23 protein-coding genes and 1 riboswitch are annotated in these 24,435 nt (G+C 66.7%); of the genes, 6 read left to right on the plus strand and 17 right to left on the minus strand.

Annotated features, from left to right (window positions below; genetic code table 11):
* Positions 1 to 15 precede the first annotated feature (15 nt).
* Positions 16 to 426: a cold-shock protein gene (locus ACXYX3_RS21635; RefSeq protein ID WP_143818490.1), complete on the minus strand. Its 411-nt coding sequence runs from the start codon at positions 424 to 426 to the stop codon at positions 16 to 18.
* Between the two features lie 177 nt (positions 427 to 603).
* Here ACXYX3_RS21635 and ACXYX3_RS21640 point away from each other — a divergent pair, with 177 nt between their 5' ends.
* The 4 genes from ACXYX3_RS21640 to ACXYX3_RS21655 all read left to right on the plus strand — a co-directional run bounded on the left by ACXYX3_RS21640 (position 604) and on the right by ACXYX3_RS21655 (position 4,175).
* On the plus strand, positions 604 to 1,017 hold the full coding sequence (locus ACXYX3_RS21640; RefSeq protein ID WP_241203371.1) for a YccF domain-containing protein: 414 nt from the start codon (positions 604 to 606) through the stop codon (positions 1,015 to 1,017).
* Positions 1,014 to 2,078 (plus strand): GTP 3',8-cyclase MoaA, encoded by a 1,065-nt coding sequence (gene moaA, locus ACXYX3_RS21645; RefSeq protein WP_458608948.1) that lies wholly within the window; start codon positions 1,014 to 1,016, stop codon positions 2,076 to 2,078. The genes ACXYX3_RS21640 and moaA overlap by 4 nt, the downstream gene beginning before the upstream one ends.
* A gap of 2 nt (positions 2,079 to 2,080) precedes the next feature.
* A complete protein-coding gene (locus ACXYX3_RS21650; RefSeq protein ID WP_458608949.1) occupies positions 2,081 to 2,329 on the plus strand; it encodes a MoaD/ThiS family protein in 249 nt (82 codons plus the stop codon).
* Positions 2,330 to 2,611: 282 nt separating this feature from the next.
* A riboswitch (cyclic di-AMP (ydaO/yuaA leader) is annotated at positions 2,612 to 2,780 on the plus strand.
* A gap of 9 nt (positions 2,781 to 2,789) precedes the next feature.
* Positions 2,790 to 4,175: a transglycosylase family protein gene (locus ACXYX3_RS21655; protein ID WP_458608950.1), complete on the plus strand. Its 1,386-nt coding sequence runs from the start codon at positions 2,790 to 2,792 to the stop codon at positions 4,173 to 4,175.
* 6 nt (positions 4,176 to 4,181) lie between these two features.
* Here ACXYX3_RS21655 and ACXYX3_RS21660 read toward each other — a convergent pair whose 3' ends face one another.
* The 4 genes from ACXYX3_RS21660 to ACXYX3_RS21675 are packed head-to-tail and all read right to left on the minus strand — an operon-like array spanning position 4,182 to position 5,753.
* Complete coding sequence (locus ACXYX3_RS21660; RefSeq protein WP_458608951.1) at positions 4,182 to 4,607, minus strand: molybdenum cofactor biosynthesis protein MoaE; 426 nt, start codon at positions 4,605 to 4,607, stop codon at positions 4,182 to 4,184.
* Positions 4,604 to 5,098: a MogA/MoaB family molybdenum cofactor biosynthesis protein gene (locus ACXYX3_RS21665; RefSeq protein ID WP_458608952.1), complete on the minus strand. Its 495-nt coding sequence runs from the start codon at positions 5,096 to 5,098 to the stop codon at positions 4,604 to 4,606. Before ACXYX3_RS21665 ends, ACXYX3_RS21660 begins: the two co-directional genes overlap by 4 nt.
* Positions 5,086 to 5,556: a cyclic pyranopterin monophosphate synthase MoaC gene (gene moaC / locus ACXYX3_RS21670; protein WP_458608953.1), complete on the minus strand. Its 471-nt coding sequence runs from the start codon at positions 5,554 to 5,556 to the stop codon at positions 5,086 to 5,088. Before moaC ends, ACXYX3_RS21665 begins: the two co-directional genes overlap by 13 nt.
* A gap of 2 nt (positions 5,557 to 5,558) precedes the next feature.
* Positions 5,559 to 5,753 (minus strand): hypothetical protein, encoded by a 195-nt coding sequence (locus ACXYX3_RS21675; RefSeq protein WP_241203377.1) that lies wholly within the window; start codon positions 5,751 to 5,753, stop codon positions 5,559 to 5,561.
* A 55-nt stretch (positions 5,754 to 5,808) separates the two neighbouring features.
* Between ACXYX3_RS21675 and ACXYX3_RS21680 the strand changes: the two genes are divergently transcribed.
* Positions 5,809 to 8,073 carry a helicase-associated domain-containing protein gene (locus ACXYX3_RS21680; protein WP_458608954.1) on the plus strand — a complete coding sequence of 755 codons (2,265 nt, stop codon included), beginning with the start codon at positions 5,809 to 5,811 and terminating at the stop codon, positions 8,071 to 8,073.
* Between the two features lie 285 nt (positions 8,074 to 8,358).
* Entirely contained in the window at positions 8,359 to 10,485 is a 2,127-nt protein-coding gene (locus ACXYX3_RS21685) for a right-handed parallel beta-helix repeat-containing protein (protein WP_458608955.1), read from the plus strand.
* Here the strand turns inward: ACXYX3_RS21685 and ACXYX3_RS21690 are convergent.
* The 12 genes from ACXYX3_RS21690 to ACXYX3_RS21745 form a co-directional block, all read right to left on the minus strand.
* The gene (locus ACXYX3_RS21690) at positions 10,461 to 11,633 is read right to left on the minus strand and encodes a lipase family protein (RefSeq protein ID WP_458608956.1); all 1,173 of its coding nucleotides are present in this window, start codon (positions 11,631 to 11,633) and stop codon (positions 10,461 to 10,463) included. The two genes, ACXYX3_RS21685 and ACXYX3_RS21690, sit on opposite strands and share 25 nt — an antisense overlap.
* A 241-nt stretch (positions 11,634 to 11,874) precedes the next feature.
* A complete protein-coding gene (locus ACXYX3_RS21695) occupies positions 11,875 to 12,588 on the minus strand; it encodes a class I SAM-dependent methyltransferase (RefSeq protein WP_458608957.1) in 714 nt (237 codons plus the stop codon).
* Between the two features lie 79 nt (positions 12,589 to 12,667).
* Entirely contained in the window at positions 12,668 to 13,429 is a 762-nt protein-coding gene (locus ACXYX3_RS21700) for an aspartyl/asparaginyl beta-hydroxylase domain-containing protein (RefSeq protein WP_458608958.1), read from the minus strand.
* 293 nt (positions 13,430 to 13,722) lie between these two features.
* The gene (locus tag ACXYX3_RS21705) at positions 13,723 to 14,376 is read right to left on the minus strand and encodes a GNAT family N-acetyltransferase (RefSeq protein ID WP_458608959.1); all 654 of its coding nucleotides are present in this window, start codon (positions 14,374 to 14,376) and stop codon (positions 13,723 to 13,725) included.
* Between the two features lie 9 nt (positions 14,377 to 14,385).
* Positions 14,386 to 15,549, minus strand: a complete 1,164-nt coding sequence (locus ACXYX3_RS21710; RefSeq protein WP_458608960.1) for a GNAT family N-acetyltransferase — start codon at positions 15,547 to 15,549, stop codon at positions 14,386 to 14,388.
* Between the two features lie 40 nt (positions 15,550 to 15,589).
* A complete protein-coding gene (locus tag ACXYX3_RS21715; protein WP_458608961.1) occupies positions 15,590 to 16,594 on the minus strand; it encodes a glycoside hydrolase family 113 in 1,005 nt (334 codons plus the stop codon).
* A gap of 20 nt (positions 16,595 to 16,614) precedes the next feature.
* On the minus strand, positions 16,615 to 17,874 hold the full coding sequence (locus ACXYX3_RS21720) for a nucleotide sugar dehydrogenase (RefSeq protein WP_458612179.1): 1,260 nt from the start codon (positions 17,872 to 17,874) through the stop codon (positions 16,615 to 16,617).
* Positions 17,871 to 18,647, minus strand: a complete 777-nt coding sequence (locus ACXYX3_RS21725) for a polysaccharide deacetylase family protein (protein ID WP_458608962.1) — start codon at positions 18,645 to 18,647, stop codon at positions 17,871 to 17,873. Before ACXYX3_RS21725 ends, ACXYX3_RS21720 begins: the two co-directional genes overlap by 4 nt.
* A 16-nt stretch (positions 18,648 to 18,663) precedes the next feature.
* Complete coding sequence (locus tag ACXYX3_RS21730; protein ID WP_458608963.1) at positions 18,664 to 19,995, minus strand: glycosyltransferase family 4 protein; 1,332 nt, start codon at positions 19,993 to 19,995, stop codon at positions 18,664 to 18,666.
* 5 nt (positions 19,996 to 20,000) lie between these two features.
* Positions 20,001 to 21,281, minus strand: coding sequence for a lipopolysaccharide biosynthesis protein (locus ACXYX3_RS21735; protein WP_458608964.1), 1,281 nt, complete (start codon positions 21,279 to 21,281; stop codon positions 20,001 to 20,003).
* Positions 21,278 to 22,462, minus strand: a complete 1,185-nt coding sequence (locus tag ACXYX3_RS21740) for a hypothetical protein (protein WP_458608965.1) — start codon at positions 22,460 to 22,462, stop codon at positions 21,278 to 21,280. Before ACXYX3_RS21740 ends, ACXYX3_RS21735 begins: the two co-directional genes overlap by 4 nt.
* Positions 22,459 to 24,429, minus strand: a complete 1,971-nt coding sequence (locus tag ACXYX3_RS21745; RefSeq protein ID WP_458608966.1) for a hypothetical protein — start codon at positions 24,427 to 24,429, stop codon at positions 22,459 to 22,461. Before ACXYX3_RS21745 ends, ACXYX3_RS21740 begins: the two co-directional genes overlap by 4 nt.
* Between the last annotated feature and the right edge of the window lie 6 nt (positions 24,430 to 24,435).

A 24,435-nucleotide genomic window follows, 5' to 3' on the forward strand; every position in this document is an offset into this window, starting at 1 on the left:
CGGGCCGCCGACGACTCAGGCGTCGAGTTCGCGGGCGACGGCCTTGACGACCTCCGAGACGCGGCGGGCCACCTTGCGGTCCGGGTAGCGCCCCTTGCGCAGCTCTGGCTGGACCGCGCCCTCGAGCAGCGTGATCATGTCCTCGACCATGCCGTGCAGCTCGTCGGGGCTGTGCTTGTGCTCGACGGTGGCCGCCTCGCGGCGGGTCCGGGTCAGGCTCGGCGGCGGATCGATCAGCTTCAGGCTGAGCGCCTGGGGGCCGCGACGGCCGGCTGCGACACCGAATTCCACGCGCTGGCCCGCCTTGAGGCCCTCGACACCGGCGGGCAACGCCGAGGAACGCACGTACACGTCCTCGCCGTCTTCTTGCGAGAGGAACCCGAAGCCCTTCTCCGCGTCGTACCACTTCACCCGGCCGGTAGGCACTGGTCTCACCTGCTTGTCTGTCTGAGCCGATTCGTCCGCGCCCCACGGGGTACAGACCGTTTACATAGAGGAAGCGCCCCGCCTGCGCCGGGACGCGTCGCAACGATCCTACTCGGACGTCGCCGCAGCCAGCACCCCCTTAACTCGGTAGGCTTGCCGGACCGCGGGAGGAAGAAGATGCGCCTGATCTTGAACGTCATCTGGTTGATCTTCGGTGGCCTGTGGCTGGCGCTGGGTTACCTACTCGCCGCGTTGATCTGCTTCGTTCTCATCATCACGATCCCGTTCGGCTTCGCGGCGCTGAGGATCGCGGTGTACGCGCTGTGGCCATTCGGCCGCACAATCGTCGACAAGCCCGGCGTGCGCCCGGGCGCCCTGATCGGCAACATCATCTGGCTGCTGGTGGCCGGCATCTGGCTGGCGATCGGACACGTGTTGACCGCCATCGCGATGGCGATCACGATCGTGGGCATTCCGCTGGCGCTGGCGAACCTGAAGCTCATCCCGGTGTCCCTGATGCCGCTGGGCAAGGAGATCGTCCCGGTCGACGGCCACGCCGCCACCGGCGTGGCAACCGGATACCCGCGATGAGCGCCGTCGCTCTCGGTGTGCCGACCGTGCGCGGCGTGTCCCAGGGTGCGCCCGCCCACGGCCCGCTCGTCGACACGTTCGGCCGGGTCGCCACCGATCTGCGGGTGTCGCTGACCGACCTGTGCAACCTGCGCTGCACCTACTGCATGCCCGCCGAGGGGCTGGACTGGCTGCCATCAGAGCAGAAGCTGACCGTGGATGAGCTCGTCCGGCTGCTCGAGCTCGCCGTGACCCGCCTCGGGATCACCAGCGTGCGCTTCACCGGCGGCGAGCCGCTGGTCGTCCCGCACCTCGAGCGGGTGATCGCCGCGACGGCCGCGCTACGGCCCCGCCCGGAGATCACGCTGACCACCAACGGCGTCGGCCTCGCCGGACGTGCCGATGCGCTGAAGCAGGCCGGTCTGGACCGCATCAACGTGTCCTTGGACACCGTCGATCCGCAGCGCTTCGCCGCGATCACCCGGCGTGACCGGCTGGATGCGGTGCTGGCCGGTCTGCGCGCGGCGAAAGCCGCCGGCCTGGCCCCGGTCAAGGTCAATGCCGTGCTCGACCCCGTCAGCGGCCTGACCGACGCGCTCGCGCTGCTGCGCTTCTGTCTGGCGCACGGCTACCAGCTGCGCATCATCGAGCAGATGCCACTGGATGCGGGCCACTCCTGGCGCCGCGATGCGGCGCTGTCGGCCGACGAGATCCTGGCCAGCCTCCGCGAGGAGTTCACCCTGACGCAGCACCCGGCGCCGCGAGGCTCGGCGCCCGCCGAGCTGTGGCAGGTGCGCGACCCCGACGGCGCTGTCGTCGGCGATGTCGGCATCATCGCCTCGGTGTCGCACGCGTTCTGTGCGAGCTGTGACCGGACCCGGCTCACCGCCGACGGCCAGGTGCGCAACTGTCTCTTCGCCCGGGATGAGACCGATCTGCGAGGCCTGCTGCGGTCTGGTGCCGACGACGACACCGTGGAAGCCGCGTGGCGTGCCGCGATGTGGGGCAAGGCTGCCGGACACGGCATCAACGACCCGGGGTTCGTCCAGCCGGACCGCCCGATGAGTGCGATCGGCGGCTGATCGTGGCGGTGACGGTGCGTTACTTCGCCGCGGCGCGGGCGGCGGCCGGGGTGGACCACGAATCGGTCGACGTGGACGAGGCCGCGACGGTCGCCGACGTGGTGGAGGTCCTTCGCGCGCGGGGTCCGGAGCTGGAACGGGTGCTGGCGCGCTGCTCGTACCTGCGAGACGGGGTCGCCGTGCGCGACATCACGATTCCGCTCGGGTCGGCACAGACGATCGATGTGTTGCCGCCGTTCGCCGGCGGGTAGATCCCCCTTCTGGCGGCGATGTATTCCGTGATTTACGTCACATCACGGAATGGTCACGGGATGGCTACGGCAAGGTAGCGACGCCTGGCACCTGCAGGAACAACGCGCTCGCCAGGCGTTTTAGAGAATTTTTAGTATTTGCCGAGGTCGGCGACACGGCGACACCGGCGAGGTGACGAGAATCTGGCGAGCCATTACCGTTCTGGACCAGGCCGGTCGCCCCCACTGACCGGCTCACCGCGAGACCAGTAGCGCCGAGCTCCATCCGCTGGTCCGCGGGGACGACGAGACACACCTGGATGGAGGCGGGGGACCCACCGGTCCACCGAAAGGACCTGGAGCCGTCACCGGCTCCTAGGGGTGAAGCCGACGCCGTTTCGACGCCGCCGGCCGGGCGACCTCTCCAGCCCGAACCCGACAGCTGACCTCGCGGGCGCAGACGAGAGGACCACGCGCACCTATGAGTGGACGGCATCGCAAGCCCACGACTTCTTCTGTCAGCGTCGCCAAGATCGCCGTCACCGGCGCGGTCATCGGTGGCGGCAGCCTGGCTCTGGCCGGTACCGCAGGCGCGGCGACCGACAATGAATGGGACCGGGTCGCCAGCTGCGAGTCCGGCGGAAACTGGGCGATCAACACCGGCAACGGCTACCAGGGTGGGTTGCAGTTCTCGCCCAGCACCTGGTCCGGCCACGGCGGTGGCGAGTTCGCCCCCGCGGCCCACCTGGCCACCAAGGACGAGCAGATCGCCGTCGCCGAGCGTGTGCTGGCGACGCAGGGCAAGGGCGCGTGGCCCACGTGCGGCGGGCCGCTCTCCGCCGCAACACCCCGCAACGTCGTCGCCGAGGTCGCCAACGAAGCTCCCCCGGCGCCCGCAGGACCTCTCGGCCTGCTGCCTCCCCCGCCGCCGGCCGGCCCGCTCGCGCCGCCTCCGCCGCCTGCGCCGTTCGATGCGATGGCCGCGCCGCTTCCCGCTCCCCCGGTCGACCCGATGGCCCCGCCCCCGGCGCCCGCACCGGCTCCCGTCGATGCCGCACCGCTGGACGCCCCGCTGCCTCCCCCGCCGGTCGACCCGATGGCCCCGCCGCCCCCGGCGCCCGCACCGGCTCCCGTCGATGCCGCACCGCTGGACGCCCCGCTGCCTCCCCCGCCTGCCGACCCGATGGCGCCGCCGCCCCCGGCGCCCGCACCCGCTCCCGTCGACGCCGCCCCGCTGCCTCCCCCGCCGGCACCGGTGGTCGATGTCGCGAACACCGCACCGGCCACCGACCCGATGGCCCCGCCCCCGGCTCAGCCGGTGGTCAACGCCGCCGATTGGGACGCCGCGCAGAATCCCGCACCGGCTGGCCAGCCGCAGGTGTGGGCCCTGCACCCGGGCGACCTGCCGCAGCAGCCGGCCCCGGCAGCTCCCCTTCCCGCCCCGGTTCCGGCTCCTGTCGCAGCCCCGGCTCCGGCTCCTGTCGCAGCCCCGGCTCCGGCTCCCGTCGCAGCCCCGGCGCCGGACCCGCTGGCCCCGCTGAATTCTGTTGCTGTTCCCGGCCCGGCCTACGACATCGCCAACCAGGCGATCTCCGGCGATCTGCCGATGCCCGACGGGATGCCGCATCTGGCCAGCCCGCAGAATCTCCCGCCCGGCACGACGGCCGATCCGAACGTGGTCGCCGACCCGAGCCCGAACGTGACTTATCTGAAGGACATCTGGCACGCGATCCAGACGCAGGAGATCTCGGGCAAGGACGCGCTGCTCGCACTCACGCAGCGGCCGCTCACCAGTGGTCCTGCGGCGCTTCAGCCGCTCCCGGCGGGTGCTCCGGTTCCGCCGGCCCCGGTGCTGCCGCCGTCCTGAGCTCCGCTACGCGGAGTTGACCCACTCGTCGGTGCCGTCGACGAAGAACTGGTGTTTCCACACCGGTAGTAGTTCCTTGACACGGTCGACCAGTCGCGCGCACGTCTGAAACGCCGCGCCGCGATGATCGGCGGCCACCACCGCGATCAGTGCGGCGTCCCCGATCTGCAGGGGACCCACGCGGTGGCTGACGGCGAGCGCCCGCACGCCGCTGCTCTCTGCGGCCACCTCGGCGGCGACATCGGCGAGCACCTGGGCCGCCGACGGATGCGCGGAGTACTCGAGCCGGGTCACCGACCTGCCGCCGTCATGGTCACGAACCACCCCCGCGAACGACACGACAGCGCCCGCGGCGTGACGGGCGACCAGTGCCTCGTGCTCGGCTGCATCGATCGGATGCTCGGTCAGATCCGCTCGGACGACCTCGGTCATGGTCGGTGATCTCCCCCACGCAGCTGGTCGAGGGCGTGATCCAGCACGGCGTCGAGGACGCTCAGACCGTCCCGCACACCGCCGAGTGAGCCGGGAAGATTCACGATCAGCGTCCTTCCTGCGACGCCACAGAGCCCGCGGGACAGGACCGATGTCGGCACCTGGGGCAGACCCGAGCGCCGGATCGCATCGGCCAGCCCGGGCACTTCGTAGTCGAGCAGAGCCGCCGTCTGCTGCGGGGTGGCATCGGTGGGCGAGATACCGGTGCCCCCGGAGGTGATGATCACGTCGGGCGCGTGCCGCAACGCATCTCGCAGGGCCGCCCCGACGGGCTCGCCGTCGGCGACCACCGTCGGCGGCGGTGTGTGGATCGCGCGCGCGGTGAGCCAGTCGACGATCACCGGACCGCAGCGGTCGGTGTAGACGCCGGCCTGGGCGCGGGTGGACGCGATGACGACCAGCCCGGAACGCCGGCCGGTCACCTCGACCACGGGCCCGTCTTACCGCCCTCCTTGTGCAGCACCCGAATGCCGTCGATCGACGCCGCACGGTCGACGGCCTTGATCATGTCGTAGACCGTCAGCGCGGCCACGCTGACCGCTGTCAGCGCCTCCATCTCGACGCCGGTGCGATCAGTGGTGCGCACGGTCGCCGTGATGCCGACCTCGTCGCCGGAGACGTCGAAGTCGATGTCGACGCCGGTGATCGCCAACGGATGGCACAGCGGCACGAGGTCGCTGGTGCGCTTGGCGGCCAGGATGCCCGCCACCCGGGCGGTGGCCAGCGCGTCACCTTTGGACAGGCCGTTCGTGCTGATCAGGTCGACGACATCGGTGCGCGTACGGACGGTGCCCGCGGCCACCGCTGTGCGCTTCGTGACGTCCTTGGCGGTGACGTCGACCATGTGGGCGGCGCCGGTCTCGTCGAGGTGCGAGAGGCGGTCCGCCATCGCTACTTGTTGATGACGGTCGAGGACTGGATGAACGGAAGCTCCTCGGCCGGCACAGGGAACGTGATGTCGCCGAACGGCGACAGTGCCCCGGTGCGGTCGGCGGCCAGCTCGCTGACGGCGTGGTCGTCGGCGTCGCTCGTCGGCCAGCCGGGATCGACGTATCGGTTCTTCTTGTCATCAGCCACGGATGACATTGTGGCAGGCCGATCGCCGGCTGGCGAGGGTGGGAGGCTGCTTTACGCTGGTCAGGTGAGCGCCAAGAGCCCCGGTGTGCCGTTGGGCGTGTGGTTGGCCGAGCGCGACGACGAGGCACTGATCACGCTGCTGCGGTCGCGGCCCGACCTGACCCAGCCGCCGCCGGGCACGATCGCTGCGCTGGCCGCCCGCGCCGCCGCCCGGCAGTCGGTCAAGGCAGCCACCGACGATCTCGACTTCCTGCACCTGACGGTGCTCGACGCGCTGTTGACCCTGGATGCCGAGACCACGGCGGTCACGTTCGGCGAGCTGGCCGCGGCGCTGGGCGAACGAGCCGACGTGACGTCCGTACGCGCCGCCATCGACGTTCTCATCGAGCGCGCACTGGTGTGGGGCGACACCACCGGCGAGGGGGCGCTGCGGGTCGTCGCCGAGGCCGCGAACGGGCTGCCCTGGTATCCGGGCCAGGCGACACTCGAACCGCAGGCCCTCTCCGCGGCCGAGGTCACCGACGCTCTCGACGCAGTCGACGGCGCAGCCCGCGACCTGCTGGACAAGCTGCTCGAGGGTTCTCCGATCGGCCGCACCCGCGACGCGCTGCCCGACGCTCCCCCGGAGCGACCCGTCCAGCGGCTCTTGGCGGCCGGGTTGCTGCGCCGGCTCGACGCCGACACCGTGATCCTGCCGCGGCTCGTGGGGCAGGTGCTGCGCGGCGAGACACCGGGTCCGGTGAGTCTGACCCGTCCGGACCCGACGGTGACGACGACGTCGACCGCTGACGTCGACGCCGTCGCGGCCGGCGCTGCGATCGACCTGCTGAGGGAAATCGATCTCGTGCTCGAGAACTTGAGCGCGACACCGGCTCCCGAGCTGCGCAGCGGGGGCCTCGGCGTTCGCGAGGTCAAGCGGCTCACGAAGGCCACCGGAATCGACGAGCGCCGGTTGGGCTTGATCCTGGAGGTGGCGCTCGCCGCGGGACTGATCGCGGCGGGGGTTCCCGAGCCCGAGCCCCCGGACACCGGTTCCTACTGGGCGCCGACGGTGGCCGCGGACCGGTTCATCGAATCTCCCACGGCGGTGAAATGGCATCTGGTGGCGTCGGTGTGGCTGGACCTGCCGGGCCGGCCGAGCCTGGTGGGCAGCCGCGGACCTGACGGCAAACCGTATGCGGCACTGTCGGATTCATTGTTCTCGACGGCGGCCCCGCTGGATCGCCGACTTCTTCTGACGATGCTCGCGGACCTCCCGCCGGGGTCAGGCGTCGACGCTGCAAGCGCATCCCGCGCCATGGTCTGGCAACGGCCCCGCTGGTCGGCGCGTCTGCAGCCCGATCCGGTGGCCGACCTGCTGACCGAGGCGCACGCCGTCGGCGTCGTCGGCCGTGGGGCGCTGGCCGCTCCGCTGCGCAGACTCCTCGCCGGCGACGACGAGCAGTCCGTGATCGCCGCGATGGACAAGGCGCTGCCGTCCCCGATCGACCATTTCCTGGTGCAGGCCGATCTGACGGTCATCGTCCCGGGACCACTGGAGCGGGAGCTGGCCGAGCAGCTGGGCGCGGTCGCCGCTGTCGAATCGGCCGGCGCCGCGATGGTGTACCGCATCGACGAGGCATCGGTGCGGCGGGCACTCGACACCGGCAAGACCGCGGGCGAGCTACACGCACTGTTCGCCCGGCACTCGAGAACCCCTGTGCCGCAGGCATTGACGTATCTCATCGACGATGTCGCCCGCCGGCACGGACAGCTGAGGGTGGGCATGGCGACCTCGTTCGTGCGCTGCGAGGACGCGGCGCTGTTGGCCGCCGCGGTCAGCGCACCCGCCACCGAAGCCGTCGAATTGCGCCTTCTGGCACCGACGGTCGCCGTGTCCCAGGCCCCCATCTCCGAGGTGCTCGCCGCGCTGCGCGGCGCCGGGTTCGCTCCTGCGGCTGAGGATTCCGCCGGGGCGATCGTCGATCTACGCAGCCGCGGCTCCCGCGTTCCGGCGCCGGGTCGGCGCCGGACCTTCCGGCCCGGCACCACCCCGACCGACCAGACCCTGGGTGCGATCGTCGCCGTGCTGCGCAAGGTCGCCGCGACACCGGCGTCCGGTCTACGGCTCGATCCGGCGGTCGCCATCTCCGAATTGCAGCACGCCGCACATCATCAGGAGTCGGTGGTGATCGGCTACGTCGACCCAGCGGGTGTGGCGAGCCAACGCGTGGTCGCGCCGATCAACGTCCGCGGGGGTCAGCTGACCGCCTACGACCCCGCCTCAGGTCGGGTTCGCGAGTTCGCGATCCACCGCGTCACCTCGGTGGTGTCGGCGGATCCGGGCTAGATCAAGGACACGGTCGTCAACACCAGTCCGGCATGACAGTTACCAGATGGTAACCAAGCTTGCTGCACGCCCCGAAAGAAGACACAGTGACGCCCGAGAAAAATTTGCTGTAACAGCGAGTGGCATCTCTACGAATGTAGAGCGCCCGCCCAAGTGCATTTACATTAATCTCCGAAACTGCCTCTTCAACAGGCATTACTGAAGCTTTAACGGCAGCAAATCAAAATTTTGCACACATTAGGCCCTAAAGAGCAACAAAAAATAACTTCGCTCAAAATCCTCTAAATGGAGCACTTTTCCGTATTGCTGCATAAACACCGCAGGTCCATCAATATTGTGCTGCAGGTCAGCCGGCCTGGACAAGGTGACTCGGGGGTCGCAATGGACATCAACACGCACGAAGGCGGCGACAGCACACAGGATGATCGCCCTTCCGACGTTAACAAGTCCCGCCGCGGCTTTCATCGGCGCAGGATCGAGCCCTACGCCTGGCTTGCCGCCGGCGCCGTCGGAATCGGGATAGCGACTGCCCTGACAGCACCGGCGGTGGCGCAGGCCGATGACGGGTCGAGCGCGTCGGCAACGACGGCTGGACCTACCACGTCCGCACACTCATCGTCGGCCAGGTCGGACCGGACACCCCGAGCATTCGAGCAACGGGTCCGCGGTGACGCCAATCGCAGAATCACGCGGGCTGCTGCCGGCTCCGAAGCGGACCCTGTACGCGGAAACGAACGCAAAGCGCTAACCAGGCGCGACGGCACATCCAAGCGCGGGCACAGGGACAACGCTGCGGCTACGACAGACGGCGACGGCGCGCGTCTCCAGCGCAGCGCCTTTCGTGACCGCCTCCGCACCGAGACGGAACAGGAAGCTCCGGAAAGAGTCGATAAGCAGCTGACGGCGCCCACCAACGATCAGACTCCGACGCCCACGACGCCCGCCCCGAATCGCGTGTCCGAGCTTCTCGAGGGGCTCTTCACCCGCGTCAACGATCGCACCACCACCACCACCACCGCGGGGCGTCCCGCCGCTGCCACGTTGAAGACTGTCGCGGCAAGCAGTCAACCAAAGACCCTAAAAAGCGTTCTCGCCGGGTTGTTCCCGCGCCTCAGCCGCGCCGTGCCGACCGCCGGTGCCGTCACCGCGACGCCGACCATCCCGAGCGTCCCCACCAAAGACGACGCGGGTCTGTCCGTACCCTTCCAACGGCCCGATGCGCCCAGCGGTCGAACACTGAACGTGCGGGACTACGGCGCCACGTCGAACCAGTCATCGGACAACGATGCACTCGCAATCCAGAAGGCGATCAACGCGGCCAAAGCCGGTGATACCGTATACATCCCGAACGGCACCTATCACATTAGGTCGACCATTAACCTGAAGTCCGGCGTCTCACTCATTGGAGAGTCCAGAGGCAGCACCATACTGGCGGGCGCATACTCAAGTCAGCCGCACGCCATGATCTATGCCGCCCCCGGCACCACGAACCTCACCGTGTCGTCCTTCACGATCACGTCGGCGTCCGGCCCCACGTACAAGGCGGCGATCAGGCTGGGCTTGGAAGGGACGGGGCAGGTCTCACGAATTGCCGTGCAGAACCTCTTCATCGAGAAGTTTGAGCGCTTCGGGGTGCAACTGCAGAACGCCTACCAGGTGGTGGTCGAGAACAACGTCATCAAGAACGCGACCGCCGTAGGGGGCGGCGGCCAGGGTTATGGCGTGATCGTCGATCAGGCGCTGTCGAACAACAACTGGATCGTCGGCAACGAGATCGGCCCCGTGATTCGTCACGCCGTGCTGGTGCAGAAGAGCGCTAACCACAACCTGATTGAACAGAACACCATCACCGGTACCGTATCCGGCGCGATCGACCTACACGGTGAGGACGAGTACGCGAACGAGATTCGGTACAACACCATCTCCAATGGTGTTCGAGATGGCACCTCAGTCAGCCCGAACGGCGGCGGTATCGAAGTCGGCGAATTCAGCGGCGTAGCTGGCACCACCCTGTTCCATGACAACTCAGGTCCGGGCAACTACATCCACCACAACGTGGTCACCAACTACAGCTACGGCCTTCGAGTGGTGAACAACAGCAACTACACATTCATTGAAGACAACATCTTCTACAACAACATCGGCGCCGGAATTCAGGCCGACCTGGCACCGCTGAACAACCTATACATCTCCGGAAATCAGCTGTACAACAACGGCGCCGGCGTGATCCTGTACGACGTCACGCAGGCAGTCGTCGATAACAACTCGATTCGCGACAACCGCGACTACGGACTGTGGGCCAATGCCGGGACCAGTACCTATCTCATCACTGGAAACACCATCACCGGCAGCCGGGTCAACGTCACCCTCAAGAACGCGACCGGGGTCTACCTTCCGCTGATCACCGTATGACTGCCCTCCGCACATTCAGACGGCGCAGCCGCGCCAGCGAAGCGGCCCTCGATCCAGGCTAAGACCGATCTGCTGCTCTTCCACACGATGGTGCGATGGTCCACACCGGGCAACTCGACGAAGTCGATCTGTCCGCCGAGCTCGCAAGCCTGCGATACGGCCGAGGCCACCCAACTCGGCAAGACCAGCGAGTCGGCCAGCCCGGCGACGACGAGCATCGGTTCGCTAAGCTCCGCCTGCGGCAACGCAATTCGCTGGAACGCATGACGGAAGTCGGCAGCATCGGCTGCCGTCGCCGGCTTCACCTCGGCCGATCCGCTAACCTCATCGACAACGCTCAACCAGGGCACCGGAGCGGCGCTGGCTTTGGGCGCCGGGGCGCCCGTCGACTCGCACTTGTCGATACGCTGGCCGCTAGGCCGCGCCCGGCCGCGGAGAAGAGCATTCGCATTTATCCCGGGGCTGTAGCGAGCCATGCCGGTGACCAACAGTGGCATCAGCTCCCGCTGCTGTTCGGTCAGCGACGACGAGGAGGCGAGATCGACGACGCCGGACACGTTCGCGGCCGGGGCCAAAGCGACAGTTCCCAGAAGTGACAGGTCGCCGCCGTACATTCCGTTGAGTTCATTCGCCGCCCAAACAGCCTGCCCGCCTTGAGAGTAACCGAGTGCGATCCATCTGTCCGAGACGGCAGGAGAGAGATGGCGAAGTGCCCTCACGGCGTCAATCGTGTTGAATGCCTCCGTGCGCGGTTCGAGGTAGGGGTGTGTTCCCGCGGCACCGAGACCCTCGTAATCGGTGAGGGCGACGGCATAGCCGTTGTCCAACAGCGACGCGATAATCGGCGCATACCCCTGCAGATCCGGTTGGGCGGCGGGCCCGCAGTTGAGACCGATACCCGTTGTACCGTGCGCGAGTGAGATGGCGGGCCAGCCGCCAGGCGGGGCCGTGCCGGGTGGAACGAAGAACGCGCCAGAGACTGCCCGCGCTGTGCCGTCGACGCCCGAGGTCGACATGTAGACCGCTCGCCACGCCTCCCCCACCGACGTTGACATCTCCGAAGCCGGTGGAATGTACGGCGTGCGACTGACGACCTGGCCGCGGTCGCGCACCGCATCTCCTGCCAGCACCGGGAAGGGAGTGATCACCGGCGCCGCGTTGGGGGCGGAGGGCAACGCGGTTCGGTGGCTTGCCAAGGAAACCAATGACCCAAGTAGGAGGACAGCGAGCACCATTCGCCAGCTGGTCGGCAGAAAGCTCGTGAATGCGGCGCGGACGCCAACGGCCCGGCTCGATTGCCGGTGACGAGCGCGGCTCTGGGAACGTGTCATCTGTTCTCAGCCTAGCGAGAGCTGCGATCGGGGCCCTTGACCGTGAACGGGAGCGATGTCAAACAGGACGCTGCAAGACGAATTGCCACGACCAGGGCACGATCCGCATGGGACCTGCCAGCGCCCGGGCGACCCACCGCACCTTACGCGGAATCGCCTCCGGCGGATAGTTGAACTTTCGCACTGCCACCACCCGGAATCCGGCGCGCTCCGCTGATGCGCGTAGATGCTTCATGGTCACGACATAGAAATCGTGCTCCCAACTCACCGGAGCAAGTTTCCAGTAGCGGTGCTGCACACGGGTGGGGAGCCAACCCATCAACGGCAGCCTGCTGTGGGACTCGATCGGGAAGTAAGGGTTCGGAATCTGCCCGACGACAACGCCTCCCGGCTTGAGCACCCGGAACATCTCGTGCAGGCTCGCGCCGCGCTCGTCAGGTGGGATGTGTTCGAAGACGTTGGCGAACAATGCCACATCGAACGACGTATCGGGGAAGTCCAGGCCGCTGGCCCTGCCCGGATGGAGGACGCACCCCCGCTCGGTCACCTGCCTCTCCAGCAGCGAGGGATCGATGCCGGTCCATTTACCCACCCGGGTCAGCTGACCCATCTGATCGGTCAGTGCCCCACGCTGACAACCGATTTCGATACCGTCAGTCGCAGCGTGCGCCGCGTACTCCTGTACCAGGTCGGCGAGGTTGCGGCTGAGAATGTTGTTGCGAGCCGCCCACTCCTCGTCAGACTGCAGGAGCTGTCCCCCTATGGCACTCATCGCTCGTCACCCTCCCCTTGATTGCTGTGCGAATTGGCAGTTGTCGGCGACACCTGTTGTGCCACCTCGATCAGATCGACTAAGCCCTCACCGCGTCGCCGGGCGCTGCCTGTCCGGCCGCTGGGAGGGTCTCTTTCCACGCTTCACTATTGGCCAGGGCGCGCTTGATGAAGGGCGAACTTCGGATCAGTCCGATGAAGCCGCGGTTCGGAAGAGTCAGGTACCAGGGCAGATCTCGGATGACATCGACGAACAGCACGACCCTGGTCTCGTCGCTGTCGTTCCAGACCTCATGTTCGAACGTGTCGTCGAAGAGCATGCTGCGCCCGTTGCGCCAATGCCGGGTGCTGCTGCCGACGCGGATCCGCGCGCTCGACTCGTCGGCCGGGGTGCGCAGGGCGAGGTGGTACCGCAACACCCCTTTCCAGGGACCGACGTGTGGCGGAATGTGCTTGTGCGGCCTCAGGACCGAGAACATTGCCGTCGTCATCCCCGGGATCGACTCGACGATCTCCGCCGTCCGCGGGCAACGCCGACAGTTCTCCTCCGCCCGTACGCCATAGCCGTAGAGCAGGAACACCTTCCAGAGGTCATCCTGCGTCAACTTGATCTGCTCTTCCTGGATGTCCTGAAAATTAGGGAGATTGTCGACGTTCTCGAGCAATGAATCGAGCTCGGCGCGGATCTCGTCCGCGTGCGCTTCGACCTTGGCGATCCAAGGGAACGCGTCCGTGTCGAAGAACTCAGTACGGCCATCCGGCGTCCGGAGGACGAGTCGGTCGAACACCGCCTGCGCCCGCGCCGCTATTGCACCTGGAACCACTCCGAATCGGCTTGCCACGTGAAGACATTAACATAGCTTTGCATGGATTTGGCAATCTCATATACCGGTTATTGATCTTTCGTGCGCAGACTATTCGCATCCGCATCATCCGTACCGATGCAGCACTGACGCTTCCGTCAAGTCACTGCGCAAGGCCCCCGACGTAGGGGCTGACTCGTGCTTGTCGGCTCCCGCTGCAGGCGAGCCGTTGACCGAAACCGAATCGGATCCGCGACGGCTATGCGCTTTTCTAGCAAATAACTTTAGGTTCGCCTTCTTCGCATTGACACGCCGACGCCAGCGGCGATTCGTCAGGGGGTGTCAATTGGCTGGTATTCGATCCGCCGCCGGAAGAACCGCCACCGGTCGACGCGCCTGCGGTAGTGGTGGAAACCGGCACTCTTCGCCGACCGCAGGGGTGCGATGTTGTCCGCGCCGATGACCCCCAAGACGTAGCGCACACCCATGGCATGGGCCTGGTCGGCGATCTTGCACGAGGCGTCGGTCATGATGCCCTTACCGCGATGACGCGTGGATACGTAAACGCCTTCGATGAGGGCCTCGTCGCTACCGAGCTGAGGCAACCAGTTGCCCCAGCGTGCTTGGATGAGTTGGTTGTCTCGAGCGAACAACAGCCAGGCCATGTAGCACACCGCCCCATCGGTATCGACGGCGACGAAGCAGTTCGGCAAGCCTGCCTCGAGCAGCCAGCGCTGGTCCGCGCGGTGCTGCGCTGCTTCGGCGGGCAGACCCGGGACATCCTCGAGGAACGACAGATCGTCGTCCGGCCGTACTTCGCGGACCTCCAACGGGATCTCTGCGGGCTCCGGGGTGAACGGGACGTCCATGTCGCGACGCACCTGAATCGAGATCCGCTCGGAGTGAAGGCGCTGTCGGAACGTCCTGACGATCCACCGGCGCCCGGTGTCGGTGCCGACGAGTTCGACGAATTCACGGAGTTGCATGGCGGCGAATCACCTCTGCCCCGAAGCGGTTCGCGGTGTGACTTGCTGCGCCGATGCCGCGAGCACGCTTCCGTCGGCACCCGCCGCGCGGCGCCGCCGCAGCACGGAATCGACTCTCAGGTAGCTCGCCCGTGCCCGTTTCGCGGCTCGGTGCACCGAGGGATGGCTTTCCACGGCGGACTGCAGCCGGTTCGCAGGTGCACGCCTCACCCAGTGGGCCGCCGCACCGGTGGGCCCGCGAACCACGGCCCCCTGGCCGATGACGAGGTCCCGGCTGCGAAACCACTGCTTGTAACCCTCGGGGCCTGGCCCCATGTCGATGTGACCGATTCCGGCACCCGCTGCGCCTTCGGCGAGCGACAGGTGAAGCGCAAGCCCCGGCGAGTAGTCGCTGTAACCGGTGTCGTAGGACGGAAACCAGTGCGCGAGGACGCTGGCCGACCGGATGCCGAAATGCCCTGCCACCGGCCGGTCGCCGGCGTAGAGCACCGACAGCACACCGGCGAACTCCGCTGACCGGGTGGCGACGAGCTGGTCGAGGAGCTCGACGATCCATGGTCGCGCGAACCGATCAGCCCAGCCGGTTCGCAGATACTGCGCCGACTTCCACTGCATGACCGTTCGCAGCAAGTCGCGGTCGACCACATCGAAGTCGAACCTCAGCTCGCCCACTTCACGTGCGAGCCGGCGCTGCTTGCGCGAGATGTTCTTCAACCGGTTCGACCCTTGCCGCAGCTGCGCGACAAAGGGTTCGAAGCCCGCCGACAGGTCCATGATCGGCGACAGCAGGTGACTGCTTTGGTAGGGCAGGAACGGGACCTGTCCCGCGACAAGGTGGTCGAACTCCCAGACCGCTAGCCCACAGGCCCGAAGTAGTTCGCGTACATCCCACTCCAGGCCCGCAACGTGCACGAGTCCTTGACAATCGTTGTGGCCGGCGCAGATCGGCGCGCCGAACCCCATGCCCCGCCGCTCGAAGGGGAAGAAGCCGACCGTGTCAGGCCCCTCGGTCAGAACTGCCACCCGCGACTCCGGCCGAACCCTGCCCACCGCCACAGTGAACTCCGGTGCCAGGAAGGGGTTGGCCAGTGCGGGGTTGGCGAGCTGGATCTCTCGCCATTTCGCGACCTCGGCGGCACCGAGGTCGCCAGGATGGACGACTGTGAACTTCATGATCGCTCCCCCTGGCGGATCCCGCCTGAATTCGCCTGTGTCATGACGACCACCGTTGGCGCACGACGGATTCGGCCGTCTTTCCTCGAGGCGAGAAGTCGAGCGGCTCGGCAACAGTGTCGGGTGGCGTGATCCAGACCCACCAGAACACGCCGGCCCACCAGGGCTGCCCGCTGAACGCAGTCAACAGCGCCTCGTACGCCGAGGCTTGCTCGGCCTGATCCGGCTCCGTGCTGATCCGCCAGTTCGAGGGATCGGTGACCGTGCCGCGCTGGCTTGTGTAGCCGGCCTCGGTGAACAGTATCTGACGTCCGTATTGCGCCGCCAACGCGGCCAACCGGCCGATCACGGAGCTCCAACTGTGTTCCAGTGCAGTGACATCGGATGTCGGCGCATCACTCAACGGCAGGTACGCATCGATGCCGATCATGTCGAGCGCATCCCAGAAGGGCACCGTTTCCCAATCTCGGCCCGCGGCGTAGAGAACCACACCGTCGTAGCGGGCACGGACCTCGTCGATGACCTGTAACCACGCAGTCCGGTCGAAGCTGATCGAGGACAACTCGGTGCCCACGGCGAACTGCTCCACCCCGAGCCGCTGCGCCATCGCTGCGTAGTGAGTGATGAAACCCGTGTACGCGGCGAACCAGGCTGCCCGGTCGTCGGGCAGGATGTTGTTGCGGCTGTCCTGCCCCGGCACCGGCAGGTCGACATGCGGTTTGAGCAACACTTTCAGACCCACCTGGTGCGCGAGTCCGATCGCTCGTTCCAACCCCGAATCGCTTACTGTTCCCGCGGTCCTCGACATCTCGCTGGATGCCCGCGTCTGCTGATACCAGGTAGGGGTGAACTGCACCCAGTTAGCACCCAGAGAAAGCGTCTCACGAAGCGAGGGTTCCAGACTCGCTGCGTCGTAACCGTCCACCCGCCAGGTCGGGAAGGCGAATCCGCGCTGCTGCGAACCCGATTGGGCACTGGACAAACCCGCATCGTCGACCATGACAGCCGTCAGGATCGCCACCGTGGACAGGGCCGATACGAGCACCCGCGCCAGTCTGCGTGGTGTCACAGGTGCTCCACGTTGGGGCCCTGCAGACGGTGGCGGCAGTCGAGAATGAACGTCGAACGAGCAACGATCTCCTCGAAATCGAACGCGTCGTGGTCGGTGAGAAGCACGACGGCGTCAGCCGACTCCAGCACTTCGGGCGTAGCTTCCACCCGCTTCAGCAGGCTGTCGATAGGCGTCGCCTCGACGATGTGCGGATCGGCACCCAGCACTTCGGCACCCATGGAAGACAGCAGTTGCGCCACCCGGACCGAGGGTGACTCCCGGGCGTCGCCGGTGTTCTTCTTGTAGGACATTCCCAGCAGCAGGATCCGCGAGCCATTCACGGCGCGCTTCTTGTCGTTCAGCGCCGCCGCGATGCGCCGCACCACGTGATCGGGCATGTGTTCGTTGATATCGTTTGCGAGTTCGACGAACCGGAAGCTGTGGCCGAGCGTGCGTTCCACCACCCACGAGAGATACGACGGGTCGATCGGCAGACAGTGTCCACCAACGCCCGGGCCGGGTGTGAATCGCATGAAACCGAATGGTTTGGTGGATGCGGCGTCGATGGCATCCCAGACATCGATACCGAGCTCGTGGGCGTAAATCGCCATTTCGTTGATCAAAGCGATGTTGACGTGGCGGAATGTGTTTTCGAGCAGCTTGGCCAATTCGGCCTCGCGGGGCGACACCACGGGAACGGTCTTCTCCACGATGGTGCGGTAGAACCCGTCGACTGCTGACAACGACGCCTCGTCGATTCCGGACACGATTTTCGGCGTATTCACCAAGGTCCATGTGGTGTTGCCCGGATCGATGCGTTCAGGGCTGTAACCGAGATGGAAATCGACGCCCGCGACGAGACCGGACCCGTCCTGCAGGATCGGCGCCACCAGTTCCTCGGTGGTGCCCGGGTACGTCGTCGACTCCACCACGACCGTCGCGCCGGGACGCAGGTAGCGCCCAAGCGTCTCCGCAGACTGCTCGATGTAGCGCAGATCGGGCACCCCCTCACGCAAAGGTGTCGGGACTGCGATGATCGCGATGTCGAAGGCGGCACACGCACGCGCTTCCGACGACGGATGAAACGTCCCGGAGGCCAGGATGTCATTCAAGACGTCGTCGGAGATGTCCTCAATGTAGGACTCCCCGACTTGCAGTCGTTTGATCCGGCTCTCGTCGATGTCGTACGCAACCACGTGATGTCCGACCTGCGCGGCCCGCACCGAAAGGGGCAGACCGACATATCCCTGACCTACGACCACGACACGCATCATTGGTGACCTCCGCGAAAATGTTGCACACCGTAGCGATTGCCGACGGTGAGAAGAGAAACGACTCGTTTGGCGTCCAGTCGCCACATGGTGTCGCGATCGTGGACGAGCGTGCGCGGAATGGCATACCGGCCGATCTCGGCGCTCGTCTTGACGGCGCACGCGTAGTCGTAGCCCGCGGTACGTGCCACGCCTACGACACGGGCGTCGAGATAGCCGTATGGGTAGCAGAAGCCACCGACCTCGTGGCCGAGCACCTCGGCCAGGATGTCCCGACTGCGGATCACTTCGGCATTCAGCTGTTCGTCGTCGGCCTTGACCAACGAGACATGCTGGAGCCCATGGGAGCCCACTTCCATTCCGGAGCGATCGAGCTCTCGGACCTCAGCCGCGGTCAACAGAGCTTTCTCCGGTCCGGGACGGCTCCACTCGTTCGTGCCTCCGAGCCGACCGGCGAGCACGAAGATCGAGGCGGTGTAACCGAATCGCTGCAGCATGGGCAGGGCCGTGGTGATGAAATCCTGGTAGCCGTCGTCGAACGTCAGCCCCACCAGTCCCCGGGCCCGTCCCTCGCTCTTGGCTTGCAGCAGTTCTCGCATAGAGACGCCGCGCAGTCCCCGTTGGCGAAGCCAACGCATCTGTTTTTCGAAGCGATGCGGGTGCATGGTGACCTCGAAGGGATCGACGTCGTATTCCGCTATCGAGTGATACATCCACACCAGCGGAATCGTGGTCAGCTCCGCCTGGCTCGTGCATAGTGAAGCGTCAGAAGTCATTGACGCGCTTCCCTTCTCATCGGCTCGTGCCCGACGCGGCGCGGACGTTTTCGAGGACGCGCAGATAGATCTCGTCCACGCGGGGTGCCACCTGCGACAGCGTGAAGGTGGCAGCTTTGCGCGGTCCTGCCGAACCCAGCCGAGCACGCAATGCCGCGTCCGAGAGCAATCGCTGCACGGCTGACGCCAGTTCGGTGGCACTTCCGGGCCGGACATGAAGCCCGTCAACGTCATCGGTGACGATGTCGAGCAGTCCCCCTAGAGCGGACACCACACAGGGCGTGCCACCCGCCAGACATTCGACGGCGACGCGCCCGAAGCCCTCGGGGACGACGCTGGGCACCACACCGACCGACGCATGCCGCCACGCCGCGATCACCTCGGTGTAGGGAACGTCCGTCGCCACGATAACGCCTTCCTGGTCCCGCATCGGGAAGTCCTCTCGCGGAAGACCCGCCAACACCAGCGGCGCGGTGACGCCGTCGGCGCGCAACCGTGCGTACGCATCGAGCAGGACGTCCACGCCTTTGTGCGCACCCAGAGCGCCTGCGTAGAACAGGTACTGTCCTTCGGCGGGAACGAAACGCGGACGGACGGCGGTTCGATCGTCGGACGCCAGCGCCAACAGGTCGTCATCGATGAAGGTCGGAATGACGGTCATCGCGCTGCGATCGGCCGGGCGGGGCGCCGACCCGCGCGCGGCGAGCGCGGAGGAGGTGGCGGTCCACTCGGTCACGCGGCGGTGGCGCCTCGACCCGATCTCGTGCAGTCCAGCGGCCAGAGGGACACCCTTGGCTCCGTAATGGGAATACGCGCACCGCACGCACTTCGCCAAACCCGGCCCTGAACAGAGTTCTTCGCCCCGGTGGAGCATCACCTTGGTCGCGCACACCTGACTGTGATCGTGAGCGCTCGCGACGACGGGTATTCCGGCTCGTTGGGCGGCGCCGAGCACGCTGTAGAGAATCCATCCCCGCGCATGAATGACATCGGGCCGGAACTGATCGATCAGCTCGCCGAAAGCACGGGCGAAAATCGGGTCGGGTACCGGCGGGAAAAAGAGGTGCGTCGGCGATGCGTATGCGCCGGGGACGTGCGCCATCGCCATTGGAAGCCGATGGATGGCAACGCCGTCGACGATCTCGTGTGCCGGCGAGCGCGGATGAGGCGCAGTCGCCATGGCGACGACGCGCCCCATTCCGACCTGAGTGCGCATGAGCGCTGCAATCGAGAGCTCGAGCCCGCCGACGTTCGGCAGGAAGCTGTCCATGGCGTGGAGGACCCGTAGGCCGTCGAGCTGGTCATTCGTCCGCTGCCGCGGCAACGACGCGTCTCTGCGGTCAGACATCGGTGTCATCGGACTCCCCGTCGCTCCGGCCCGGTTCGGCGCAGGCCGAACACGGCGAACATCGTGGCCACCACAGACTGGGAGAACAGAACCGCCAGGACGGCGCCGAACATGCCGAAGTACGGCATGGCCACCCAAGCACCGCCCACGCTCATCACCGCACCGGCTGCTGTGACGGTGGCGACCTTCGGGAACTCACCTTGCACCCGCAATACTGCGATGCCCACGTTGATGACAGCATCGGGAAAAGTACTGAACAGCAACAGGATCAGCAGCGGGCTGTAGTGGGTGTACTCGGGGCCGAAAAATCCCAGAACCTCTTTGGCCAGCAGGCAGGTGATGACAACCGGGACGAACAGCAGCGTCGCGATCAGACGCCACGCACGGCGCGCCTGCGCCCGGATTCGATCCGGCCCGTCTGCACAATCTGCGAGCAGAGAGTTCGAGACCGCCGCGGCCACAGCCAGGAACGCGCTGCCGATCAACAAGACGACGGCCAGGTAACCGATCTTCTCCGGAGGCAGGTATGCCGCGGCGATGACGGGAATCAGCAGGGCAGGCGATCGGACGGCGAGTGTGGCCAGGTGGTCCCAGCCCAACGAGTGGCGCATCCGCGACAACCACGCCAGACGCGGCCGGAAGCGGAATTCCGTTGTCGCGCGCGCCAGTAGCCACAACGACAGCACGATGCTCAGGGCCAGGGACGTGATCCAGATCAGCAGAATGGAATGGCTGGCCGGCCCGTCTATGCCGACTGCGAGCACGCCCAGCGACAATGTCACCGCGACGGCCGCCAGCCGCGCGATGCTACCGACGACGGCGCCGACGAGGGACAGTTCGGCTCGCCGAACGCCGAGCAGTGCAGCGTTGATCACCAGCAGTAGGGCCGTGACCATCGCGCCCACCGACAGGAAGCCGATCAGCCATCCGGTGCCGATCACGGCCTTCAGCCGCTCCGGCATGAACGGCGCGACGGCCGCACCTACCAGCCCCGAGGAAACGGCAGTGATGAGAAGAGCCGTGCTGAACAGGCCGCTGCGCTCCTCGTCACTCGCGCCGGGCAACAGTCGGGTCAACATTGGAACGAACCCGGACACCGTCACGATCGAGACGAATGTCATCGCCGAGATCACGGTATTGGTGACACCGATGACGCCCGGGGTGAACCCTCGCGCGCACAGCATCCAGAAGACGTAGCCCAACACCGCGGTCGCGTGTGTTGTCGCCAGGAGCGCGACACTGTTCCCCACCAGCCCGCGTGACGGCAGGGTTCGCACACTGGTCATCGAGGGCACCACCCGTCTCGGACAACTGCTTGCGCCCGCACACCGGAGACACCGTCGCGCAGCGTCACTTTCGGTGGCGACCCCGGGCGACACACCAGCTGTCGGCTCCCCTCGAGCAACGTCACCAGCAACGTTCCGTTCGTGATCCGCAGTTGCGCGGGGAGCTCACGGCCGGTGATGTCGAAGACGGCGAAGCGGGCATCACGAACCATCTGCGGCCCCTCTGCGCCGATACCGGTCAACGACAGGGCGACGTCGGCGTCAGCAGGCGCCGGGATCTGTTCGACGGCGAATGCCGAGGGCATCTGCTGTTCAGGAGACCAATGCGCGTCGACGAAGGACAATGCGGCGGCCGTGCCGACGAGCACGACCACACTCGCCAGGACACCTCGTACATTCGCCGGCGTACGGGCCGGCTGCATGATCGGCCATATCAGCGTGGCCATGGTGACCAGGACCGCGGCCCCGAGAACGATCAGCCAGTCGAGACGGCGGATGTGTGCGTAGTTCATGTCGTAGGTCCACAGCCGCATCGTCATGACGATGACGATCTGAGCTCCGGCAGCCCCCACGGCAGCGGACAGCAGCAGGCGCTGCCACCGCCGCGCAGGCCACCTCGAGAGGCCCAGCAGCACCCCGACCGCCACGGCACCGCTCGCGGCGCACGTCGCGATCAGTATGCCGTTCGTCGTGACCTGCGCACCTTCGCCAAAGTGATGAATAACAGGGCCTACCAGCGCATACCACGCGAGTGTGGTGCTGATGCGGGTGCCGAGCCATGCGGGCAGTCCCGCGCCGGTGCGCATCATCAGCGCAGACATCCACTGCCCCGGCACCAGCCACAAGCCGCCCAGTCCGCAGGCCAGCGCCACCCATCCGGTCGCGGTGGTCGGGGCGGCGAACAACGACGCGTCGTGCTGGAGCCACCGCGATGTCCCGAGCAACGCCAGCCCGATCACGATCCAGATCAGCAGCCGAAGGCGGGTCGCCCGGTCCAGCACCAGGGCGGCGTTGCCTCGCCACCGGGCCGCCGGCGCCCAGGGCCGCCGGCGGTGCCGCCGGCGGCGGCGGCGGCGAAGATCGGAGGAGGTGGTCTGCACTGAGTTCGGCAGTGGCTCGCTCACCTCGCGCTCATCGGCGTATTCGGCGTCGAGATCGATTTCTGGAGATGCGTTCTTCACCCCGCCGCCCCCTCGCAGCTACGAGCTTGCGTACGCCGCAGCAGATCTCGATTAACCTCGTAAACCGTCAGCGGCCCCGCGGCGTATACGCCCCGCAGCCACGGTAGGCAATCGAACCTGTCGAGCGCCGCTTGAGGGAAGGGAGCGACACCGCGTACGCCCGGCTCGTTGCGCGTGAACCAGTAACCCATGCGCGGACGCGTGGTCGCCATCCGCGAGTCGACCACGAAATAGCGAATCTTCGAATCCCACACCTGCTTGAGGACCTCCGGCCGCACCGGCGCCGCACTCATGTAGAAGTCCCAGATCGGAAAGGACGCGCTGGGTCGGAGCGCGGACATCCGGCCGAGAGAGCCGACCTGGGTGGAGACATACCGGTCGGCCATCACCGGCGTGTCCACCGGTGCGTGTGTGGCCATCCATTCCGCGACCGCTCGGCCCTCTTTGGATACCGAGCGGGCATCGTCGCCCACCTGAGGCGCTCCAGGGAACCGAGCGGACAGATTGACCCCCAGCGTCGCACTGCCCATGGACAGGACGATGAACAGCGCGCAGGCCACCCCAGCACGAACTCGAGGGCGGCCGAATGCAGCGGCCACCGCATGAAGCCGACCCCCCAGCGCACCTGGCGCGTGCCGCCCGTGCGACCACGCGAAACCGGTGACGACCGCGATGCCGATGAAGCTGTAACCCCACGACCGATGAGCACCCTCCGCGCCGCCGTTGGTGAGGAGCATCGGCATGCTCGCGAAAAACATCGCACCCAGTACCGCAAACCCCCAGACGGCAGTACTCACTCGACGGCGGTACTGCCAAAGCACCAACAGAGCCCAGCAGAAGACCCCGAGCATGAGGAAGGGATACATATAGCCGGCGGCTATTTCGTACACCGGACTGAGCGACCCACCGAAGAGCGATCGCTTACCCCCCGAGGACTTTCCGAGCCCGTCGAGGATCTTCCCCAGCTGCGCGAGCCCTTCCGTCCACGCGGGGCTCAAGTAAGAGAGAAGCCAGTCATACTTCTCGGACCACCAGAAGTGGATGGAGCCGAGCAGCGCGAACCAGATCAGCGCGAGCGGCCACAGCCGTTCCCGGCAAGCGCCGACGCCACCGGTCAGCGTTCTGGGGTACCAGTGCACCAGCCGCGCGACGATCAACAAAGCCAGGATCAGCGCGAGGATGATCGTGCTCAAGTGATGGATCATCGGCAGCGCCACTACGGCCAGGAGCGCGGCGCCGATGGCTCGCACGGAAGGCCGTTCGGTGGGGCGTCCCGCGGCGACGGTCGCCGCCAAGCACCACAGCACCAGCGGTAGCGCAAGGCTTTCATAGGAGAAGCCAGCGCTGAAAAACAGCCACGAAGGATTGAGGGTGTAGACGACGGTACCCACCGCCGCGCCGGGCGCGGTCACGTCGAGGAGCCGGATCAGCTGGTACACCGCGAGCACCGACAGGATGTGAGCGAGTGCGATCACCAGGATTCCGGCGAACCACAGCGGCATACCGGAAAGACGGGTCACCGCGCTACTCAGCTGGTGCATGCCGAAGAATTCTTTGCTGATCGGCAGTAGCAGCAACGTATGACCCACATCGCCGCTGTAGTAGGCCTCGATCGCCTGGCGCAGGTGGATGAATTCGTCGGAGCCGGCGGGGCCGAACCGTTGGAGCCGCGGAACCATCCCGAATAAGCCGACGCCCACCAGCGCGCAGGCCCGCATGACCGCATCGGTCCGTCGCGCGCACGCCAACGCCACCAGTGACAGCATGCCGGTGATGAAACCCAGCCAGTACAACGCGAATTGGAGGTTGTCAGGAACGGCGAGACTCGCCGCGTGGTGGTACGCGAGCACGATCAGCACGGCGCCCACCGGAACGCCGACAGCTGCCCCCGCCATCAGGAACAGCTGCTGGCGGGCCATGCCGCGCTCCGGCGCAGCAGTCGTCGGGCGATCGAGGACAGCGGTCATCAGATG

Source organism: Mycobacterium sp. Panama NTM2 (assembly GCF_054355555.1).

What these genes read in the sequence shown, in the direction of transcription:
- ACXYX3_RS21640 (WP_241203371.1), top strand. Translation starts at nt 604, where the DNA reads ATGCGCCTGATCTTGAACGTCATCTGGTTGATCTTCGGTGGCCTGTGG.
- moaA (WP_458608948.1), top strand. Translation starts at nt 1,014, where the DNA reads ATGAGCGCCGTCGCTCTCGGTGTGCCGACCGTGCGCGGCGTGTCCCAG.
- ACXYX3_RS21655 (WP_458608950.1), top strand. Translation starts at nt 2,790, where the DNA reads ATGAGTGGACGGCATCGCAAGCCCACGACTTCTTCTGTCAGCGTCGCC.
- ACXYX3_RS21660 (WP_458608951.1), bottom strand. Translation starts at nt 4,607, where the DNA reads ATGACCGAGGTCGTCCGAGCGGATCTGACCGAGCATCCGATCGATGCA.
- moaC (WP_458608953.1), bottom strand. Translation starts at nt 5,556, where the DNA reads ATGGCGGACCGCCTCTCGCACCTCGACGAGACCGGCGCCGCCCACATG.
- ACXYX3_RS21675 (WP_241203377.1), bottom strand. Translation starts at nt 5,753, where the DNA reads ATGTCATCCGTGGCTGATGACAAGAAGAACCGATACGTCGATCCCGGC.
- ACXYX3_RS21685 (WP_458608955.1), top strand. Translation starts at nt 8,359, where the DNA reads ATGGAGCACTTTTCCGTATTGCTGCATAAACACCGCAGGTCCATCAAT.
- ACXYX3_RS21695 (WP_458608957.1), bottom strand. Translation starts at nt 12,588, where the DNA reads ATGAGTGCCATAGGGGGACAGCTCCTGCAGTCTGACGAGGAGTGGGCG.
- ACXYX3_RS21705 (WP_458608959.1), bottom strand. Translation starts at nt 14,376, where the DNA reads ATGCAACTCCGTGAATTCGTCGAACTCGTCGGCACCGACACCGGGCGC.
- ACXYX3_RS21710 (WP_458608960.1), bottom strand. Translation starts at nt 15,549, where the DNA reads ATGAAGTTCACAGTCGTCCATCCTGGCGACCTCGGTGCCGCCGAGGTC.
- ACXYX3_RS21720 (WP_458612179.1), bottom strand. Translation starts at nt 17,874, where the DNA reads ATGATGCGTGTCGTGGTCGTAGGTCAGGGATATGTCGGTCTGCCCCTT.
- ACXYX3_RS21725 (WP_458608962.1), bottom strand. Translation starts at nt 18,647, where the DNA reads ATGACTTCTGACGCTTCACTATGCACGAGCCAGGCGGAGCTGACCACG.
- ACXYX3_RS21730 (WP_458608963.1), bottom strand. Translation starts at nt 19,995, where the DNA reads ATGTCTGACCGCAGAGACGCGTCGTTGCCGCGGCAGCGGACGAATGAC.
- ACXYX3_RS21735 (WP_458608964.1), bottom strand. Translation starts at nt 21,281, where the DNA reads ATGACCAGTGTGCGAACCCTGCCGTCACGCGGGCTGGTGGGGAACAGT.
- ACXYX3_RS21745 (WP_458608966.1), bottom strand. Translation starts at nt 24,429, where the DNA reads ATGACCGCTGTCCTCGATCGCCCGACGACTGCTGCGCCGGAGCGCGGC.